The sequence below is a fragment of the Desulfurococcus sp. genome, assembly GCA_026626905.1.
In the GTDB taxonomy this organism is placed as follows: domain Archaea; phylum Thermoproteota; class Thermoprotei_A; order Sulfolobales; family Desulfurococcaceae; genus Desulfurococcus.
The window spans coordinates 283,951-303,133 of sequence record JAPNUX010000003.1; the positions used below are offsets into that span (position 1 = coordinate 283,951).

General features: G+C 46.1%; 13 protein-coding genes. 10 read left to right on the top strand and 3 right to left on the bottom strand.

Annotation, left to right across the window (positions count from 1 at the left end):
- Positions 1 to 51 precede the first annotated feature (51 nt).
- Entirely contained in the window at positions 52 to 669 is a 618-nt protein-coding gene (locus tag OWQ48_03525; GenBank protein ID MCY0868285.1) for a MarC family protein, read from the top strand.
- Here OWQ48_03525 and OWQ48_03530 read toward each other — a convergent pair.
- Positions 666 to 1,457 (bottom strand): cation transporter, encoded by a 792-nt coding sequence (locus OWQ48_03530; GenBank protein ID MCY0868286.1) that lies wholly within the window; start codon positions 1,455 to 1,457, stop codon positions 666 to 668. The genes OWQ48_03525 and OWQ48_03530 overlap by 4 nt on opposite strands.
- A gap of 123 nt (positions 1,458 to 1,580) precedes the next feature.
- Between OWQ48_03530 and OWQ48_03535 the strand changes: the two genes are divergently transcribed.
- The 5 genes from OWQ48_03535 (at position 1,581) to OWQ48_03555 (ending at position 8,889) form a co-directional block, all read left to right on the top strand.
- Positions 1,581 to 1,814, top strand: a complete 234-nt coding sequence (locus OWQ48_03535; protein MCY0868287.1) for a ferredoxin — start codon at positions 1,581 to 1,583, stop codon at positions 1,812 to 1,814.
- 47 nt (positions 1,815 to 1,861) lie between these two features.
- Positions 1,862 to 3,097 carry a M20 family metallopeptidase gene (locus OWQ48_03540; protein MCY0868288.1) on the top strand — a complete coding sequence of 412 codons (1,236 nt, stop codon included), beginning with the start codon at positions 1,862 to 1,864 and terminating at the stop codon, positions 3,095 to 3,097.
- 99 nt (positions 3,098 to 3,196) lie between these two features.
- A complete protein-coding gene (locus OWQ48_03545) occupies positions 3,197 to 4,705 on the top strand; it encodes an acetyl-CoA carboxylase biotin carboxylase subunit family protein (GenBank protein ID MCY0868289.1) in 1,509 nt (502 codons plus the stop codon).
- Positions 4,706 to 4,975: 270 nt separating this feature from the next.
- Positions 4,976 to 7,468, top strand: coding sequence for a phosphoenolpyruvate synthase (gene ppsA, locus OWQ48_03550; protein MCY0868290.1), 2,493 nt, complete (start codon positions 4,976 to 4,978; stop codon positions 7,466 to 7,468).
- 89 nt (positions 7,469 to 7,557) lie between these two features.
- A complete protein-coding gene (locus OWQ48_03555) occupies positions 7,558 to 8,889 on the top strand; it encodes a cyclic 2,3-diphosphoglycerate synthase (protein ID MCY0868291.1) in 1,332 nt (443 codons plus the stop codon).
- Positions 8,890 to 8,903: 14 nt separating this feature from the next.
- Here the strand turns inward: OWQ48_03555 and OWQ48_03560 are convergent, their stop codons facing one another.
- Positions 8,904 to 10,460 carry a metallophosphoesterase gene (locus OWQ48_03560; protein MCY0868292.1) on the bottom strand — a complete coding sequence of 519 codons (1,557 nt, stop codon included), beginning with the start codon at positions 10,458 to 10,460 and terminating at the stop codon, positions 8,904 to 8,906.
- Between the two features lie 295 nt (positions 10,461 to 10,755).
- On the opposite strand from OWQ48_03560, the gene OWQ48_03565 reads away from it, so the two are divergent.
- Positions 10,756 to 12,324, top strand: coding sequence for a PINc/VapC family ATPase (locus OWQ48_03565; GenBank protein MCY0868293.1), 1,569 nt, complete (start codon positions 10,756 to 10,758; stop codon positions 12,322 to 12,324).
- Here OWQ48_03565 and hjc read toward each other — a convergent pair.
- A complete protein-coding gene (gene hjc, locus OWQ48_03570; protein MCY0868294.1) occupies positions 12,314 to 12,760 on the bottom strand; it encodes a Holliday junction resolvase Hjc in 447 nt (148 codons plus the stop codon). The two genes, OWQ48_03565 and hjc, sit on opposite strands and share 11 nt — an antisense overlap.
- Before the next feature lie 73 nt (positions 12,761 to 12,833).
- Between hjc and OWQ48_03575 the strand changes: the two genes are divergently transcribed.
- From OWQ48_03575 to OWQ48_03585, 3 genes are all read left to right on the top strand, one after another.
- Positions 12,834 to 15,149 carry a metallophosphoesterase gene (locus OWQ48_03575; GenBank protein MCY0868295.1) on the top strand — a complete coding sequence of 772 codons (2,316 nt, stop codon included), beginning with the start codon at positions 12,834 to 12,836 and terminating at the stop codon, positions 15,147 to 15,149.
- 125 nt (positions 15,150 to 15,274) lie between these two features.
- Entirely contained in the window at positions 15,275 to 17,260 is a 1,986-nt protein-coding gene (locus OWQ48_03580) for a hypothetical protein (protein ID MCY0868296.1), read from the top strand.
- Between the two features lie 141 nt (positions 17,261 to 17,401).
- Positions 17,402 to 19,114, top strand: a complete 1,713-nt coding sequence (locus OWQ48_03585; GenBank protein ID MCY0868297.1) for an ABC transporter substrate-binding protein — start codon at positions 17,402 to 17,404, stop codon at positions 19,112 to 19,114.
- Positions 19,115 to 19,183 lie beyond the last annotated feature (69 nt).

The following is a 19,183-nucleotide window of genomic DNA, read 5'->3' on the forward strand; positions in this document are numbered from 1 at the left end:
GTATATTGTGGTGGGCTAGGATGAAGGGCTGGCTGCGTGCCGGCGGTCTCTATGAGTGAGTACCATGTGGTAATACTACAGTATATAGTTCAATTGATCGCTATAATGAACCCCTTCTCAGCTATACCTACATTCATATCGCTGACAGAGGGTTTAGAGAAAGCTAGGAGAAGAGAGATAGTTAGGAAAGCCTACTATGCTGGACTAGTAATAGTAGTCTCCTTCACTCTAGTAGGACGCTACATCCTTGAAGCATTCAATATATCTATTGCAAGCCTCAGAGTTGGAGGAGGGATCATACTAATGGTTATAGCTCTAGACATGCTTGGAGATGAAGTACGAACCAAGAGGATGCATCCAGGGGATATCGCGGTTGTCCCGATTGCAACACCACTGATAGTCGGCCCGGGTACCATTACAACAATACTCCTCTTGACCTCGGCTGCAAAAAGCCCCATGGACATCCTAGTGATTCTAGCAGCAGGCTTTATAGCATGCTCTCTTACATTCCTCATTCTAGCTGTAAGCGACGAGTTAACGAAGCTGCTTAGTATGTCAACTGTGCGGGCGATGGGCCGGTTTATGGCTCTCATAATAGCGGGTGTTGCAGTTGAAATGATTGTTATGGGATTGTACACCTACTACGTTGAGCTATTTAAGGGCAGCTAGCGTAGAGCATAGGTGTCAATGCATACATCGATTCCTTTAACTGCAAGCTCCTTCTTCAGTTCAGCTAGGCTCCCAGGGGATGGTTTCCCCCTGGAGTCTATTACCATGTCTCCATGATACCTGCCTGGTACAATAGTTCTCAGCCTGAGTGATTTAACTGTAAAGCCCTTGGAGCCTGCTATCTTAAGCACCTCCTCGTATACACTTAAGGGGGGAGCTACATCAGCCATGAGGGCTACTAATCTAACACCCTCCTCATAGATCTCGTAGAATATGTATGATGTTAATAGTACTGCTCCACCATAGTCGATTAGATAACTGTAGAGGGTTCCTCCAAGACTAGCTATAATGCCTACAATACCTTCTAGTAGCTCGCTTGCAGTGAACACGCCGTACGCTCTCAGAGATGGAGAAGTCTTCCTGGAGTACACGACTGCTATACTGTAGAGGAGAGTGGCAGCAAGCGCTAGGTAGAATGAGCCAATGCCGACAGTATACTCCCTCACGTAGTATAAGCGTGCAACACCTATGCCGGCTACGAAACCATACGCTATAATTATTGGCAGAATACCCACGTACTCGAACCGCTCATGCCCGAAATGGTGGTCAGAGTCAGGTGGTATACTAGTAATCCTCCTGAACCATAATACTATGAGAAGCGAGATCATGTTAGCAATACTTGTTAAGGCGTCAACGAATAAAGTGTTACTACCGTAGAGTAAGCCGCCAGCGATCTTCAAGACTCCTCCTGCAAAACCTGTGACTATGATAAGCCACAGCAGGTTCATTCCACAGCACCCTAGTTCAAGCCACGAAGTCTACTAGTGCTACAGCCACCTAAAAGCCTATCGTGGCAACCTTACTTTTATTAACCCTGCGATCCCCTAGTCATATAACGGTGGTGTAGTGTCATGTATAGAGTGAAGATCGAGCCTAGAGAGAACTGTATAGGAGACATGGTGTGCGTCTCAATATGCCCCGACGTATTCGAGATGAATGCAGATGACGGTAAAAGCCAGATCGTAGAGAAGTATAGAGATAAAGGCAACATAGCTGTCGGCATAATACCAGACGACCTAGCCCAGTGCGCTCAGGATGCAGCTAACGCATGCCCGGTTCAAATAATCCATGTTGAGAAAGTGTAATCTTTATTCCTCTACTACTTTTTATTCCATCTAGTAGGTGGCTCGTGTTGAGTGAATCCTCAATTCTAGAGGTTACTAGAAGGATACTCACAGGTAGTATTGAATACTCTACTGTGCTAGGAGACGCCTACGAGGATATCGTTGACTTCTATAGGGAGGTGCTCTCCGAGTATGGTATTCACGTGACAATCCATAGAGTTCCAGAGGAGTACGCTAGGCGTGTTCTCCCAGAGGACTTCAAGCCCGAGAAACCCAGGTTTATACTACTAGCGAGAATTGGTAGTGGTGAGAGAGTACTCCAATTCAACGGGCACTATGATGTAGTCTCTCCAGGTGAAGGCTGGGAGACACCACCGTTTAAACCGGTTGTCAGGTACGACTTAGTGTATGGGCGCGGCTCCACAGACATGAAGGGGGGTATAGCAGCTGTTCTCTCAGCTATGATAAGGCTCACACAGGGGAGAGAGCCTAATGTAATCGTGGAGGCAGCTATAGTCCCCGATGAGGAAATCGGAGGTAAAACTGGAACAGGCTACCTAGTTAACGAGCTGGGGAGTAGACCCGACTACGTTGTGATAGCTGAGCCTTCAGGACTAGATAATATTTACATCGGCCACAGAGGTGTTTTATGGGGTATAGTGAAGGTTTACGGTGTTCAAGCTCATGGCTCAACCCCCTGGCTAGGAGATAATGCATTCGAGAAGATGCTGGTGTTCGCAAGAGTGTTCCTTGATAGGTATAAGGAGGCTATAGCATCCAGGAAGAGTAGTTATACGTACGAGGATGAGAGGGCATCCTATCCAACAATAACGCCAGGCGGTGTTCTCATTGCTCCCGGCTCAATAAACATAGTGCCTGGGGTAGTAGGCTTCAGTATTGATAGAAGACTCATAGTTGAAGAAAGCATTGAAAGTGTTGCCAGGGAGATCGAGGGGATGATCGAGGATGTTGGGAGAGAGCTTGGAGTTAAAGCCTCCTTTACGCTTGTTGAAGCCTCTCCTCCAGCAGTTACCCCGCCTGAACACGAGTATACTCGTCTTCTCAGCAGGGTTATTGAAGACAGGATTAAAGTAGAGCCTAAGAGGACGGTGTGTGTTGGGGGATTAGACTTAAGATATTATACTGTGAAAGGCATACCAGCCGTAGCCTACGGGCCGGGTGAAGTAGGCTTAGCTCACAAGCCTAATGAATACGTAAGGCTAAGCCATGTTGTAAAGGCTAGTGAAGTCTACGAGGAGTTTGTAAGAGAGTTTGAGAAGACAGCATTGGCTAGAGAGCAGTAACATAGTACAGCTAGAGGAGAGTAAGCTCGTAAGCACGTCTTAAATGAGAATCGTAGTTAAATCCTGCTGTAATCATGGATTTAACCGGGTTGATTTGAGGTGTCAAAGAGGATTTTAATAGCTAGTCGAGGCGATATCGCTGTAAGGATAGCTAGAGTGCTGTTAGAGAAAGGGTATCAGCCGCTGGGAGTTTACACAGAGCATGATAAGGAGAGCCCTCATAGAAGACTTGTTGTCGAGGAGGCTAGAGTATCCAGTTACACTGACCCTAAGGAGATAGTAGAGGTAGCTTTAAAGCTGGGTGCTGACGCCGTCCACCCCGGCTATGGTTCTTCAAGCAGGAGCTTAGAGCTCCAGTTGGAGGTTGCCCGGAAGGGCCTGGTCTTCATAGCACCTCCTGCCAGCATAGTAGAGTTCACCCGGGATAAGCCGGCGGTGAAAATGCTTGCGGAGAAGATTGGTGTGCCAACGCTACCTTGGACTATGATCAGCGATGAAACTGATCTCAGGGAGTTCGCTAGAGTCTATGGTTACCCATTGATTGTTAAGCCAGCTAAAGGCAGCTGGGGGAGAGGATTAAGGATTCTATGGAGTGAAAACGATGTAGATGACTTGAAAACAGTAGTGAAGAATGCTGGGAGACTCTTCGGGGATACAAGAGTCTACGTGGAGCCCTTTATCGCTAGCGCAAAGCACATAGAGGTACAGTTGATAGGGGATGGGGAGAGAGTCATACACTTGTTTGAGAGGGAATGCAGTTTACAAGACGACTACTTGAAGATCCTTGCGGAGGCACCTTCTAAAGCTGTGACAGGTGAGTTGAGAAGTAAGCTAGTGAACTATGCTACAATTCTAGGTGACGCGCTCAGGTTGAAGGATGTAGTCACCGTTGAATTCCTCTACGATACTAGAAACAGCAACATCTACTTGTTAGAGGTGAATCCAGGCTTAACTCCCGAGCACTTGGCAACAGAGATTGCAACAGGCGTGAACATTATCGAGAAGCAGGTAGAGGTAGCTTTATACTCCGCGCTTAAGTTGAAGCAGGAGAACGTAGAACTAAAGGAGTGGGTGCTGGAAGCCGTAGTCTTCAATAAAAAGCTCTCCGGGGACGGTGCGAGTGCAGGCTTAATAGAATACTACGAGGAACCCGGGGGTCCAGGCATATCTGTGGACCCGGGTATAGCCCCCGGCGTGAAGGTGAGCAGCGAGTATACTCTTCTAGCTAAGATAGCTGCATGGGGGAGTGATAGAGCTACAGCTATGAATAGATTAAGGAGAGCTATTAGTGAGATAAGCGTGGGAGGCGTTGAAACTAACATACCTCTACTCAAAGAGGTACTCAGCCTCAAGGAGGTTGAAGATGGCGCCTACACCATCAGGTTGCTTGATGAGAAGAAGAATACTATATCATCCAATATAAGGAGTAAAATGCTGCTACACTCCATTGCCGCAGTAGCACTCGTAGAGTACGGGGATAAAGCTGCTAGGGAAGTCTTCACTAGAAACCAGAAGCACCCAGAGAGTTTAGCTGCAGAGGCTTCCAGGATAAAGAGGAGCGCGTGGTTCTACTACATTAGGTTAAGGGAGAGGATGAGGAGGCATTAATCTTACTCCACCATTAACACCACGATAGCAGGCGGGAGTGGAATCTCTCTACAAGCACACCTCAACAGACCTTAAATTTTTCTTCGAGAAGCCCGAGAACATTGCGTGGTTGTTTAAATCCAGAAATTCTACTCTAATGATTTAATCTTAGGCTGTAAGTGGGCATGTAGTATCCATGTGATCATAGCTTACTTACCCGCCTATAATAAAGTTTTTTAGGGATTCAACTACATCAAGCTTCCTTGACGTAGTATAAAGGTGGTTAGTTGGATGAGTAAGGAAACCAGGTTCGTTCTATGGCTGGATGAAGTTAGAAAGGAGGATGTACCGTTAGTAGGAGGGAAGAACGCGAATCTCGGAGAAATGATAAATGCCGGTATACCAGTTCCGCCAGGCTTCGCTGTAACAGCTTATGCATTCAAGTACTTCCTTGAGAAAACAGGTATCGGTGAGAAGATATTCAGCATGCTCAGGAATCTTGATGTAAATAATACTAGAGAGTTAGAGGAGACGACTGCCAAGATCAGAGAGATGATATTGAATCAGCCAATGCCACCCGAGGTTGAAGAGGAAATTAAAGCGTACTACCTGGAGCTGGCTAGAAGGCTAGGGATGGATCCAAGAAACCTTAGAGTTGCAGTTAGAAGTAGTGCTACAGCAGAGGATATGCCTGAAGCCAGCTTCGCTGGACAGCAGGAAACCTACCTCAACGTGTACGGTGCTGATAACGTAGTGAACTATGTTAAGAGATGCTGGGCCAGCCTCTACACTGCTAGAGCTACATTCTACCGTGTCGCCCAGGGGATACCCCATGAGAGAACCCTCATGAGTGTTACAGTTCAGAAGATGGTTAACAGTAAGGCTGCTGGCGTAATGTTCACTCTACACCCGGTTACAGGCGATGAAAGCGTTGTAGTAATAGAAGGTAGCTGGGGTCTAGGCGAATCAGTTGTAGGCGGGAAAGTTACACCAGACGAGTTCGTTGTATCCAAGGATACCCTCAGCATAGTTGAGAAGCGTATTAACAAGAAAACATTCATGATAACATTCGATCCATCTCTAGGCAGGAACGTGCATCTAACATGGAGCGATGAGAAGGGTACCTGGGTATCGGAGGAGGGCGAGAAAGTCAACCCGCCGCTTGCTAAGATAGCCAGGCCTGAGGAGCCAGCTCTAACCGAGGAGGAGGTTAGAAAACTAGCTGAACTCTCAATGTTGATCTTCAAGCATTACGGCAGGCACATGGATATAGAGTGGGCTATAGACTCTGATCTACCATTCCCGCAGAACGTATTCATCGTTCAGGCTAGGCCTGAAACCGTATGGAGTGTTAAGAAGGCCAGGGAAGTCGAGAAGCCTGTTGAAGTTAAGGGTAGAACTGTTAAGCTGGCTGAAGCTAGAGTACTAGTGAAGGGTCTACCAGCTTCACCAGGAATAGGTGCTGGTATAGCGAAAGTGATACTAGACCCTAAGAGCAAGGAAGCCATGGAGTTCAAGGAAGGCGAGATACTGATAACCAGGATGACAGACCCTGACTGGGTTCCATTAATGAAGAAGGCTAGAGCTATAGTGACAGATGAAGGTGGTATGACAAGCCATGCTGCAATAGTAAGCCGTGAGCTCGGTATACCAGCAGTAGTAGGCACTGGTAGTGCTACAAAAACCATTCCATCAGGCATCGAGGTAACCGTGGATGGAGGTAGAGGTGTAGTATACGAGGGCATAGTAGAGGAGCTAGCTAAGCCTAAGACTGAGGCTCCAGCTACTGGTGTTGTAGCAGCTGTCGGCATAAGCCCCGAGCAATTACTCCCACTATACCCTGTTACAGCCACGAAGATCTATATGAATCTAGGTGAACCCGACGCCATTGAGAAATACAAGGATCTCCCCTTCGATGGCATAGGGTTAATGAGAATAGAATTCATATTCACCGACTGGGTGCAGTATCATCCATTATACCTGATAGAGATAGGAAAACCTGAAATAGTAGTCAACAAGCTCGCTGAAGGCATAGCCAAGGTTGCACAGGCAATCTACCCGAGACCGGTAGTGGTGAGATTCAGTGACTTCAAGACTAACGAGTACCGTGGCTTGAAGGGAGGCGAGAAGTACGAGCCTGATGAGAGAAACCCAATTATAGGCTGGAGAGGAGTCAGCAGGTACATTCATCCCAAGTACGAGCCCGGCTTCAGGCTCGAGGTTAGAGCTATAAAGAAAGTTAGAGAGGAGATGGGGTTAACTAACGTATGGGTAATGTTCCCATTCGTGAGAACCACATGGGAGCTGGAGAGAGCTATAGCGATAATGGAGGAGGAAGGCCTCAAGAGAAGCAAGGACTTCAAGGTATGGGCGATGGCTGAAGTTCCAAGCATAGCCTTACTCGCCGACAAGTTCGCTGAGTATGTTGATGGATTCAGCATAGGCAGCAATGATCTAACACAGTTAGTATTAGGTGCCGATAGAGACAGCAATATACTAGCTGAAATGGGCTACTTTGATGAGAGGGATCCAGCTGTACTGGAAGCAATAAGACTAATAATTGAGAAAGCCCACAGTAAGGGTGCTACTGTAAGTATCTGTGGGCAAGCTCCCAGCGTCTACCCCGAGATAGTTGAATTCCTTGTAAGACTAGGCATTGACAGCATAAGCGTTAACCCTGACGCTGTTGTAGCAACAAGGAGGCTTGTCGCCAGCATAGAGAGAAAGATAATGCTTGAGAGACTAGAGAAAATCATAGATAAACTCAAGAATCTAGAATACTAGCTTTTTCCTCCACTACTAATCTCTAATTCTCCTGTTGCAATCCAACCTGTTTATTAACGCTGGCTTCTCATAGTAGTAACGGTGTCCACATGCCTAGAAAGATAGTTATTCTAGGTGCTGGTGGAAGAGACTTCCACAACTTCAATGTATTCTACAGAGATAACCCAGATTACAGGGTGGTAGCATTCCTTCAAACCCAGATACCAGGTATCTCGGGTAGACGTTACCCTCCTTCTCTAGCCGGCTCGCTATACCCTGATGGAATACCCATCCTAAGCTTAGATTACCTCGAGGATGCCGCGAGAAGCCGTGGTGTTGAAGAAGCTGTACTAGCCTTCAGCGATCTAACATACGATGAGCTAGGGGGAATTCTCTCACGCGTGCTATCACTAGGATTAAGCTTCAGGATCCATGGCCCCATGGATACAATGCTCGAGAGCATTAAGCCTGTAATAGCTGTAACAGGTGTTAAAACAGGTGCTGGCAAGAGCACTGTTTCAAGAGAGATCGCATTAGAGTTAAGGAGGAGAGGGCTTCGAGTCGGTATTGTGAGACACCCAATGTCGTATGGGGACCTGGAGAAGTCAGCTGTCCAGGGATTCCATAGCTTCGAAGACCTGGATAAATACGAGGCTACAGTAGAGGAGCGGGAGGAGTACGAGCACTACTTGAAGCTAGGGTTCTCGGTTTACGCTGGAGTCGACTACGGGAGGATACTCAGGCTCGTGGAATCCGAGAATGATGTAATACTATGGGATGGAGGCAACAACGACTTCCCGTTCTACAAGCCTGACTTCATGATAGTAGTTGCAGACGCTATGAGACCTGGTGTAGAAGTATCATCCTTCCCAGGTGAAGTAAACCTCAGGATGAGTAATGCTGTAATAATAAACAAGGTTGACCAGGCTAAACCAGGTGCAGTCGCGAAAATCAAGGAGAACATCCGCTCGAGGAATCCAAGCGCAGATGTAAGTCTCGCCGAGAGCATTGTTGTAGTAGATAATCCTAAACTCATAGAAGGTAAGAAGGTTCTAGTTGTAGAGGACTCGCCCACCATAACGCATGGAGGAGCCCCCTATGCAGCTGGATATGTCGCGGCACTGAAGTACGGGGCTCAACCAGTTGACCCGAGGAGCTTTGCTACAAGCTTCTTTAAGAACATATACGAGGCCTACCCGCATATAGGCCCAGTACTCCCGAGCACAGGGTATCGTCCTGAGCAGTTGAAAGAACTCGAGGAGACTATTAGAAGAGCACCTGTCGATGCAGTCGTCCTAGGGACACCCTCAGATATCACTAGGCTGATAAGAATAGATAAGCCGGTTGTCAGAGTTGGCTTCGAGCTGAGAATAGTAGAGGGGCCATCTATAGGAGACTACATTGAAATGTTCCTTGAGAAGGCTAGGAGAAAAATATCCTAGATGAATCCTCTACTCTACCTTCTTTTGAAGAGTAGTGCCAGCGCAAACCCTGATATAAGAGCTGCAATTACTGCAATCACTATTTGAGTGTAGCCTCCTGGACTCATTGTAGTGAGAGTAGTAGTGCTGGTTTCCCTTACAGTCGAGTACTCTGTTCTCGTAGCCCATGCAGTGCTGGTGTACGTTGTAGTAGCAGTAAGAGTTTGTAGCTCGGGGTAGAATACCGTAGTAGTTTCCTTTAGAGTCGTAGCAGTCGTGTAGGTTTCTCTCTGCGTTATAGTAGTAGTCTCGGTCAAAGTCCTAGTCTTTGTGAGGAAGGCTATAACCGTGGATGTTAGAGTTTCAGCTTTCACGATCTCACCTGGCACTACAACTGTGTACTCCTCGCCTAGCATATACTGGGATAAATCTAATTCTCTACCAGTCCCATTAATAACCACAGTCCCGCCACTCCTCTCCATGTACACGTAGTAGTAGAGGTCTTCGGAGAGGCGTAGAATCCCTCTTCTCGAGTCTAGCGTGAACGAGACGCCGGATGAAGCTGGAATCAATGCTACAACATAGATGTTAGTGTTGTTTCCCTTGAACTGTAATCTTACAGGGTATTCTACAGGTTTACCGTGGATGTCTAGCTTCGAGTTAACTACCAGATAGGATGTAGAATTCAATGGTATAACTTTTAAGACGCCGCTCCCCTCACCGAGGAGTATCGGCTTGTATGTGAATGTACCGTTAGGGTAGAGAATTAGCATCATGTAATGGTAGACGCTTGAACAGCTCGCTTCAGAAGCTTTTACATCGCTGCATGGGTATAGTGGTGCTCCAGCCCCTCCAGTTATAATGAATAATGATCCATTATACCTGTATTCAACCCACCCATGCCAGTGTGCTTGGAGAACCAGGCTCGGCCATCCATAGGTATTCATGTACTCTAGTAATATGGAGCTGTAGTTGCCTCCTAGGTTGTGGCTTACATCAGGGTACAACGGCCTATGGAATCCCAGGATTAGCTTGGAGCCACCTGTGTAATTAAAAGCCTCTAGCAACTGCTGTCTCCACGTTTCTAAACTTGCCTCCGAATTCACTAACGCAATCCTCCAGCCGGGTATACTATCAGTTATAATTACATCGGGCCCTACATACTGCCTCCAGAAGTCAATGCCTTTTCCCGCTGTCCCACTGTAGGCTACATCATGGTTTCCCGGTACCATCCAAATATTCTCTAGTCTAGTTTTATTTAGGAGCTCGTATAGCTTCGCGTACTGTTCTGGCGTGCCGAAGCCAACGTGATCCCCTAGCCCTATGAATGCTAGTGGAAACGCGTTTTCAGCTTCATTGACCAGCTGGTAGAAGACGCCTGGAGGGTCTACATCGTTCACGTCATACGGTCTGTTATCACCTATAACTATCACTGGATACCATGGTAGGTTACCAGGAATCTCCTTACGTGTCTTCTCAAAGAGTGGTATAGTAGTTGAAGCGTTAAGCTCTAGGGGAAGGATGTCTGCCGTCATTAATAATACTGCTACAAGCGCGAGTAGGAGTACTACCGCCGGGATTCTCGACTGCATGCGCTAACACCATAGTACTTATCTTAGATATCCAGTGGATAATAATATTTAGAGTCTTTAAGAACGTGGAGATGGATGAATAAGGTGAAACCCGTTTAACTGCTGAAATTCACCATCGTAGAAGCTTGTATGCCTGTGATACGAGTATTATGCTAGCTTCAAGAACACTGGAGACTAGAGGTGGCTTGCATCCAGCTAGGATCTCCTATCCTGGTCTTCATAAGGGTATTTTAGGGTGGTTTAATTGTTAGGTTTACAGGGTGATCAGAGCAGGCTAATTGTAGTGGTGTAAGCTTTGAGTCTAAGGATTGCCGGTGAAGTAGTGTACGTGCCTGACTTCACAGCTCTAGTACAAGGGGCTATGTCGAAACTCGTGGAAGAGAAGCGTATAGTAGGAAGGATCATAGTTCACAGGGCAGTACTACAGGTATTAGAGCATAGTGCCTCTAAGGATAGAGTTGAAGGATACACTGGCTTAGAGGAGGTGCGGAGGCTCAGAGAGTACAGTGAGAAGGGTCTCATAAAAGTTGAAATAGCCGGTGAGAGAATCAAGAGCCTTCCCCCTGATGAAATTGAAGCAGTTAATGAAGTCAATGCTGCTGTAAGAGAGTACGCTTACTCTGTTAACGGCGTTCTGGTCACAGGTAGCGAGCTACAGTACCAGGTGGCGAAGGCCATGGGTGTACAGGTGTTATTCGTGGGGAATAATAAAACTGGTAAACTAAAGTTTGAAACATACTTCACTGAGGATACCATGAGCGTGCACTTAAAGGAGGGGGTTGAACCAGTAGCAAAGGTCGGCAGGCCAGGTGAATGGAAGTTTGTCAAGCTGGGAGATAAGCCTCTAACTAGACGAGAAATCGAGGAAATGGCTAACGAGATTATAGAAGCCACTAGAAGCAGAAGAGATGCATTCATAGAGATTGATAGAGCCGGTTCAACTATAATCCAGCTAGGAGCCTACAGGATAGTTGTGACAAGACCTCCATTAAGCGATGGATGGGAGATAACAGCTGTCCGCCCCTTAAAGAGGCTCAAGCTCGAAGAGTATAATCTCCCGCCGGAACTCTTGAAGAGGCTTGAAGAAAGAGCTGAAGGAATACTGATAGCCGGCGCTCCTGGAATGGGTAAGACCACGTTTGCTCAAGCCCTCGCAGAATACTATATGAGGATGAATAAAGTAGTAAAAACTATTGAGTCTCCACGAGATATGATACTCCCACCAAATATAACCCAGTACAGCAAGCACTACGCTGTCATCGGCGAGCTACACGATATACTACTACTCTCGAGACCAGACTACACGGTCTTCGATGAAATGAGGACAGATGAAGACTTCAAGTTATTCGCTGACCTAAGGCTTGCAGGTATAGGCATGATCGGAGTAATCCATGCTACAACACCAATAGATGCTATTCAGAGATTCATAGGGAGAGTTGAGCTAGGCATGATACCATCAATAGTTGATACAGTAATATTCGTTAGAAATGGGCAAGTTGACAAAGTATACGAGGTGAGAATGACTGTAAAGCTTCCTACAGGGCTCCGTGAAGCAGAGCTATCAAGACCTGTAATAGAGGTAAGAGACTTCCTCACAGGCGAGCTAGAATACGAGATATACACGTTCGGCGAGCAAACTGTCGTAGTACCAGTTAAGAAGCTACGGGGCAAGCTCAGCATCCACGAGAAACTAGTAGAGGAAATCACGAAGATAATACCGGGTGCAGATGTATTAGTAGAAGATAACACAATAGTAGTAGTTGTATCTAGAGGCAGCTTAAAGGACTACAATAAGAGGGTTAGAAAGCTGAGGAGGCTTGAAGAGAAGTATAAGATACCATTGAGGATCAGAGTTAAGGAGTAGATTCACCAGTATACTCGAGTAAACTCTTACCACCTTTAACAAGCGATACCAGTCCCTTAAGCCTGAATCCTTTTCTCACAGCTTCGACCGGGATCTTAAAGCTGTCGCCAGCCTCCACCAACCTGTCAAGAGGCACGAAAAACCACTCTCCTTCTCCCACGAACTTGACGGCTATGAAAGGTGATGCTCCAGCTCTCTTAGAGAATTCAAGGAGTTTTTCAACCTGCTCTCTTCTAACATAAATGGCCTTCTCTTCCCCGGCTGTCTTGGCTTCTAAGGCGATAATTCTCCCCTTGTATAAAGCTACTATGTCAGGGTACTTTAAGATTCTCGCTCGGCTGCCACTTGCAGGTGCCCTTATGACAGCAAAACCTTCATTCCATAACCTCCTAGCCAGGTCTCTCTCGTGAGAGAAGCCTCTGGATCTATTGCTCACGCTGCTCAACCCTGACGTAATCTTTTAAGCTTATATTTGAAGCCGCGTTATTTATTCTTAACAGGTGAGGTATGTGAAGAAGGCTAGTATTATAGTCATTCTCGTACTACTCCTACCACTATACTCGTATACAGTGATTCCACAAGCAGCAGATACATCAACTCTTCCATCGATTACTAGCGGGATAGGCGAGATCATCACAGCTAACATAGGGCCTATAGTTCCAGCAATAGTTGCTCCAGGAGACAGCTACACAATTAAGTTGAGAGAGGAATTCAGCTCGCTGAACATTAATTCAGCTTATATGTGGACTGTGAAGCCTGAAGGCGGTAGCCTCACAGTATACAATTATACTCTAAGCATTACTAGCATCGAGCCTGGATTATACTCTATAGCTATCCCACCTGAAGCTGAAGAAGGCTTATATGATCTAGTACTAGTAGCTGATACAGGAGAACACGTGGTTCCGAGGTCTATATGGGTTGTCAAGTCATGGCCCAGTACTCTTAGATTCGTTGAGAACACTGATCTACACTTTATTACAGGACAGCCGGATTCATTCACGGGAGATATAAACCGCTTCGCAGCCCTCACAATAGATAACTTGCTCTCCCCGTTCTTCATACTATGGCTTGGTGATCAAGCTGATAATGCTGCAACCAACGAGTACATGATGGTGTCAGCATACAGGTACTCGTATACCTACAACATACCAATACTAGGCATAGCCGGCAACCATGATTACACTGCTGGCGGCACACCATATACTAAGTATCTAGGCCCAACTGAATGGTATAGAGTGATAGCAGGTAAGCTACTTATCATAGGACTCTGGTCGCTTGAGCAGGGCTATCCACCATGGGAGAGCCTGGTTTTCGCTGAGAAAGTACTCCAGGAGTATAAGAGTATACCATACAAGATGATACTAGTTCACCACCCACCCTTCTACTATCAGGGTGAACTGTACACATGGTATAATGACACAGAGGTATTGAAACCCTACGTACCGGGAGGACCCTCTACTCCGGTAAGCCGCTACTGGTCTGCTAATATGACTGCACTCAGATACTTCCTGAAGCTCCTGGAAGACTATAACGTCACCATGGTTCTATCAGGCCACACGCACAGGGATTTCTTCACTAAGTATGTTAGTACTAGAACAAACACTACAACACTACTCCTCACGTTTACCACAAGTGCTCATGGATCAGCATCATACGACGGATTAAGCCTTATGGAGTTCAACCTGGAGACAGGGCAACTAGAGTTCCCGTTAAAGCCTCCAACCTTCACTGGATTCAAGAACTCTACTAGAGCACTAGCATTAAATAGCATTCCAATAGGCATATACCCAGTAAATAATAACTTAGGGTGGAGTAATCTCACCTTCACCTTCATGAATGTTATATACTCAAAGGGCGCATACGTGTTTAGATTCGAGAACAACAATCTCTCCTGGATCAACTTCACAGGACGCCTCCTCTGGAGCCTCCCGTGGAATGGCAGTACTATAGGCTTCAAGAAGCTCGGTGAATCCAATGGAGCTTCGATTGAAGTATTAGACTACAAGATTATAGCTGGAAGACTCTTCATACTACTTGACTTAAACCTTCCATTCAAGGGTAGTGTGAGCTTCGCTATATACAGCATGATAGACCAGAACCCCCCTGAGGTAACACTTAGAAAGATTGTTCCAGAGAAGCCAAAAGTTAACAAGACTACTACAATATACATTGATATACGTGATGACTCGTGGGGCTTGAACCCGTATACCCTGAAAGTGCGGTTAGGTGACACAGTAATAGCATATAGTACTATGCCCATGGATAACACTTACACTATGACTCCCTCAACCTACACAGAGCAGTTCAATAGCGTGAGCCTAATAGTATCTGTTAAGGCTACTTCTAATACAACATCAACCCTCCCACTTATAGTAGAAGTATCCGATAACGCCGGCAACACCGCTAGCTACTCATTCAACATCACGTTTGAAGCACCAGTAACTCCAACACCGTCTCCTTCTCCATCTCCTACTACGACTCCACTGCCTTCACCAACATTAACTACAACTACAACACCTTCACCAACACCTACTCCAACTCCCACTCCAACACCCACAACAACTACACCCTCACCAACAACCACACCCACACCAACCACCACTGAAACAACAACAAGCCCACAGACTGTTGAATCTCCAACTCCCTCGCCAACACCCACGCAGACCACTATATCATCTCCCTTCCCATCTCCGACATCCACGCCAGTGGAGTCTAAACCTGAGACTCCATCACAGGGTATAGGTATCACGCAGGAAATGATAATTGCAGTAGCGCTTCTACTCGCTGTTATAGCAGTAGTTCTAGCCTTGTGGAGGGCTAGGTAGAGTTATATTATAGATGTTGAATACTATTTTTCTTCTTTCGTATTATCCTATGATAGAGTTTATTTTAAACCATAAGGTTTTTAACCGCTCCCCTCTTCAATATTTATATAGTATGGGTGTAAACTATGAATAGGTATATCGTAGTACTCCCTATACTACTCCTACTACTTCTACCACTAAGCTCGCTAGTAGCTGCAGCTGCTGAAAGCCAGCCGCTTGTGAAGGTTACAGTCGCGGTTGACTTAGCTCATGGTGAAAGCGATAAGTACCTGAACTATATTATGGGTAACATTACATTTGTCAACTGGAAGATTATTAATACCACTATAACTAGCGACATGTTAAGCGGTGTAGACATACTATTAATTGGGCAACCCAGGGTAGCATTCGCACCAGATGAGCTTGAAGCCATAAGTAGCTGGTTGAACACGGGTAGGAAGGTACTATATATTGCTGGTGACAGTGATTATGGTGGAGGACCTGCAACCATAGATGCAGTTAACAAGCTACTAGAGTATATTGGAGCTAAGCTAAGGCTTGAGCAGGCATCAGTATACTCTAGTGAAGACCAGAACTACACTTACAAGGGTGTCACCTACCCGACTGTCGCAAAAGCATACTACAGGATGCTGGCCTTCGTGGAGCCGGACAACATCCCTGAGCTGTACACCTGGATACTAGATCAAGGCGTCACTAAGCCAATATTAATGCATGGGCCTGGAGCAGTTATATGGGTTGACGAGAACGGAGTCTACCATAACCCTGTTAATGAAACCTTCCCAGGATTGATTAGGATAGCATGGTTCCATAAAGCCTACATAGGTGATAATAACCCGCCACCACCATACGTGTATAACCCGATCATGTACGGGCAGGGCGCCGGCTTATTCGACTTCATTGGTTACGCAGCCGAGTACTGGAAGGATAAGAACGTTGTTATAACCGTTGCCTCTGAAAGCCTCTACGGTGACTACGAGCCGGCATGGGCTTCATCATACTATGGTGTTGACCTCGATGGGCCTAGATTCGTTGAAAACCTCTTCAAGTGGTGGATTAAACTAGTGCTCCAGCCGAGCTACCTAGCTAGCACGGTATTTGAGGCACCCGACCCTGTGGGTGATGATAAGGGTAATGGAAACTTAAAGTACCCGACGAACCCAGTGTTCGCGCCTGGTGTATTCGATATAGTAGACTTCAAGGTCCTGCAGGATGAAGCCTTCATATACCTCCAAGTACAGGTTAGAAATCTCGGCGGTAACCCATGGGGTGGGCCTAACGGCTGGATCCTCCAGCACATTCAGGTATACATGCTGACGACAGATAAATCTCTCCCGGTTAATACTTCAACAATGGGCTTGTACGTCAGCTTGAATCCAGGCTGGAATTACGTTGCAGTAGCAGTACCCGGCTGGGGTAACACCCCATTCCCAGATGGCGAGGTTTCAGCACTCTACAGAGCTGATAACGTGCTGGTAGCTGACCAGTACAACAATAAGACTCTCTTCGATACCTACGCTTATCCTGATCAAAACATAATAGAGTTCAAGATAAGTAAAAGCCTCCTGGCTGACACAGGAAACATTGAGAACTGGGTCTTCTACGTGTTCATGGCAAGCTATGATGGATACGGTGAAATGAAGATAAGGGCGGTTCAGGCCGGAGACCCCGGTGAGTGGACTCTAGGAGGCGGAGACCCGGTTGCTCTGCTAGCAAACGTTCAGCATAAAGTTGTAGATCTGGTTGCACCCACAGCCTCCATCCAGTACAAGATGCTGTCAAGCTATGACGCCTCTGCAGGAAAGCTAGCTGTAGTCTACGGGTTGAAAGGCGGATTCCTATACGTTCCGCCGGTAACAGTTACTCAGACAGTCACAGAGACGCAGACTCTCACTCAAACAGCTACTATGACTGTGGTAAGCACAACCACCAACACGGTTACTCAAACAGCTACTGTCACGAGTACTGTTGAGAAAACGGCTACCGTGCCATCACCGACCACTGTGCTATCGACAGCAACAGTTACACAGCCTGATCTCACCACTACAGCGATAGCAGCTATTATAGCGTTAGTAGTTGGCTTAGCGGTTGGAATGGTATTCAAGAAGAAATAAACCCAGCAATAAATCTTAAGTAATTGTTTTTCTCCTCATCTTCTAATTTACCTGTACTGGTTCCTCGGCAGGGAACACATATAAAGCTGTGTAATTGCAATAAATATTATCCTAAATGTGGTTGGTAGCAGGTGTTATAAAATGAGTAGAATGCTAGCTAAAATAGAGGGATTAACACTACTAGCCCTAATATTAGTTGCTGTTGCAGCTGGGATAGCAGTAGTTATTCTCCTAGGAAGACTTTCCCCTGGGATGCAGCCTTCTCCAACATCGTCTCCTTCTCCAACTACTACTCCGCCGTCTTCACCGACTACTACTCCTTCACCGTCTCCTTCTCCAACACCAACATTAACTACAACTACAACACCCTCACCAACAACCACTGAAACAACAACAAGCCCACAGACAACACCTGCTACGAGTCCAACTACAAGCCAGCCAACATACCCGGAGTTCCCGTGGCTTGATCAATTAAAGTCTATGACGAGTGAGAGAGGTGTAACGCTGATAGTATTAACTAGGCATGAGCAGTCCATTCAAACCGAGACTCGAAAGCTCTTCCTTGACTCTCCTGTAGCGAAAGAACTGGGAATCACTAACATTCAGTTCATATATGCTCCAGCTGAAGAATGGGTGAACTACATAATTAACGCTGAGAAAATCGGGAAGCCAATAGATGTAGCATGGGGAGGAGGCCCCACTCTCTTCAACAACCTTGATGACAGCGGGTTCCTTCTACCAATAGATTCCTCGAAACCAGTGTTCCAGGCGATAATGTACGAGTTAAATAAGATTCCTGCGAGAATAGGCGGCATGGAGACGTATAAGGTTGACAGAAACGGGATGATTCACTGGATTGGTGCAAGTGTAAGCAGCTTCGGCTTCACAGTTAATACTCTTAGATTAACACAGTATCAGCTACCAATGCCTGAGAAGTGGGAGGATCTAGCTAGACCAGAATACGCTAGATATCTCCCCGATATACCGTTAGTTTCCACAGCTGATCCAACAATGAGTACTAGCAACACCAGGATATTCGAGATAATACTGCAAGCTAAGGGTTGGGATGAAGGCTGGAGGATTCTTACATTGCTAGCTGCTAACGCGATAATATACCAGAGTAGTAGTGATGCCCGTGATGCAGTTATAAGAGGTGATGTAGCAGTAGGCACAACAATAGACTTCTACGGGTATATGGCGCAGCAGGTTAATCCTGACTGCAAGTATATAGCCCCGAAGAATGAAACCATAATTAATAGTGACCCGATAGCGATAGTCAACACAACAAGACACCTCGTGCACGCTATAGCTTTTGTAGCATGGGTTCTAAACGAGAATGGAGGACAGCAGGTCTGGCTTAACAAGGATATCAATAGGCTTCCAGTCAACCCCAAGACTTTTGAAACAAAGCAGGGAGCTGAAAGAAGCGACTTAAAGAAGGCTCTCGAGGAAGCTATAGGATTCCAGGGAATAATCTTCAATGAAACTCTATCAGCTGAATGGGTTAACGCAATAGTATACTACTTTAAGGCGACACTCGTAAACCCCCACAGGGATCTACAAGCGGTGTGGGCTAAGATAGCTAATGCATACCTGGAAAATAAGATAAGTAGAGAATGGTTTGACTACCTAACCAGGTATATCTCGAAGCCTCTTGAATTCACAGACCCAGTCACTAATAGTAAGGTCACCTTTACAGTAGAATACGCTATATTCATAAATAACTATTTAAATGATCAAAGGATCTACCAGTCTCTAATGACCCAATGGGAGAACCTAGCTAGAGATAGATACCTTAAGGCATTAGACTTGTTGAATAACGCGATCTCTGGGCAACCAGTGCCGTCTAGTTAAAGCACTTGATCCCCCAAGCTTTTTTACGTTCATAGGCTTAAATTTTATAAACGCTTAAACACTCATAGA

Excerpts from the sequence above, each read along its gene's own strand:
- OWQ48_03525 (MCY0868285.1), top strand. The coding sequence starts at position 52 with ATGAGTGAGTACCATGTGGTAATACTACAGTATATAGTTCAATTGATC.
- OWQ48_03530 (MCY0868286.1), bottom strand. The coding sequence starts at position 1,457 with ATGAACCTGCTGTGGCTTATCATAGTCACAGGTTTTGCAGGAGGAGTC.
- OWQ48_03535 (MCY0868287.1), top strand. The coding sequence starts at position 1,581 with ATGTATAGAGTGAAGATCGAGCCTAGAGAGAACTGTATAGGAGACATG.
- ppsA (MCY0868290.1), top strand. The coding sequence starts at position 4,976 with ATGAGTAAGGAAACCAGGTTCGTTCTATGGCTGGATGAAGTTAGAAAG.
- OWQ48_03555 (MCY0868291.1), top strand. The coding sequence starts at position 7,558 with ATGCCTAGAAAGATAGTTATTCTAGGTGCTGGTGGAAGAGACTTCCAC.
- OWQ48_03560 (MCY0868292.1), bottom strand. The coding sequence starts at position 10,460 with ATGCAGTCGAGAATCCCGGCGGTAGTACTCCTACTCGCGCTTGTAGCA.
- OWQ48_03580 (MCY0868296.1), top strand. The coding sequence starts at position 15,275 with ATGAATAGGTATATCGTAGTACTCCCTATACTACTCCTACTACTTCTA.
- OWQ48_03585 (MCY0868297.1), top strand. The coding sequence starts at position 17,402 with ATGAGTAGAATGCTAGCTAAAATAGAGGGATTAACACTACTAGCCCTA.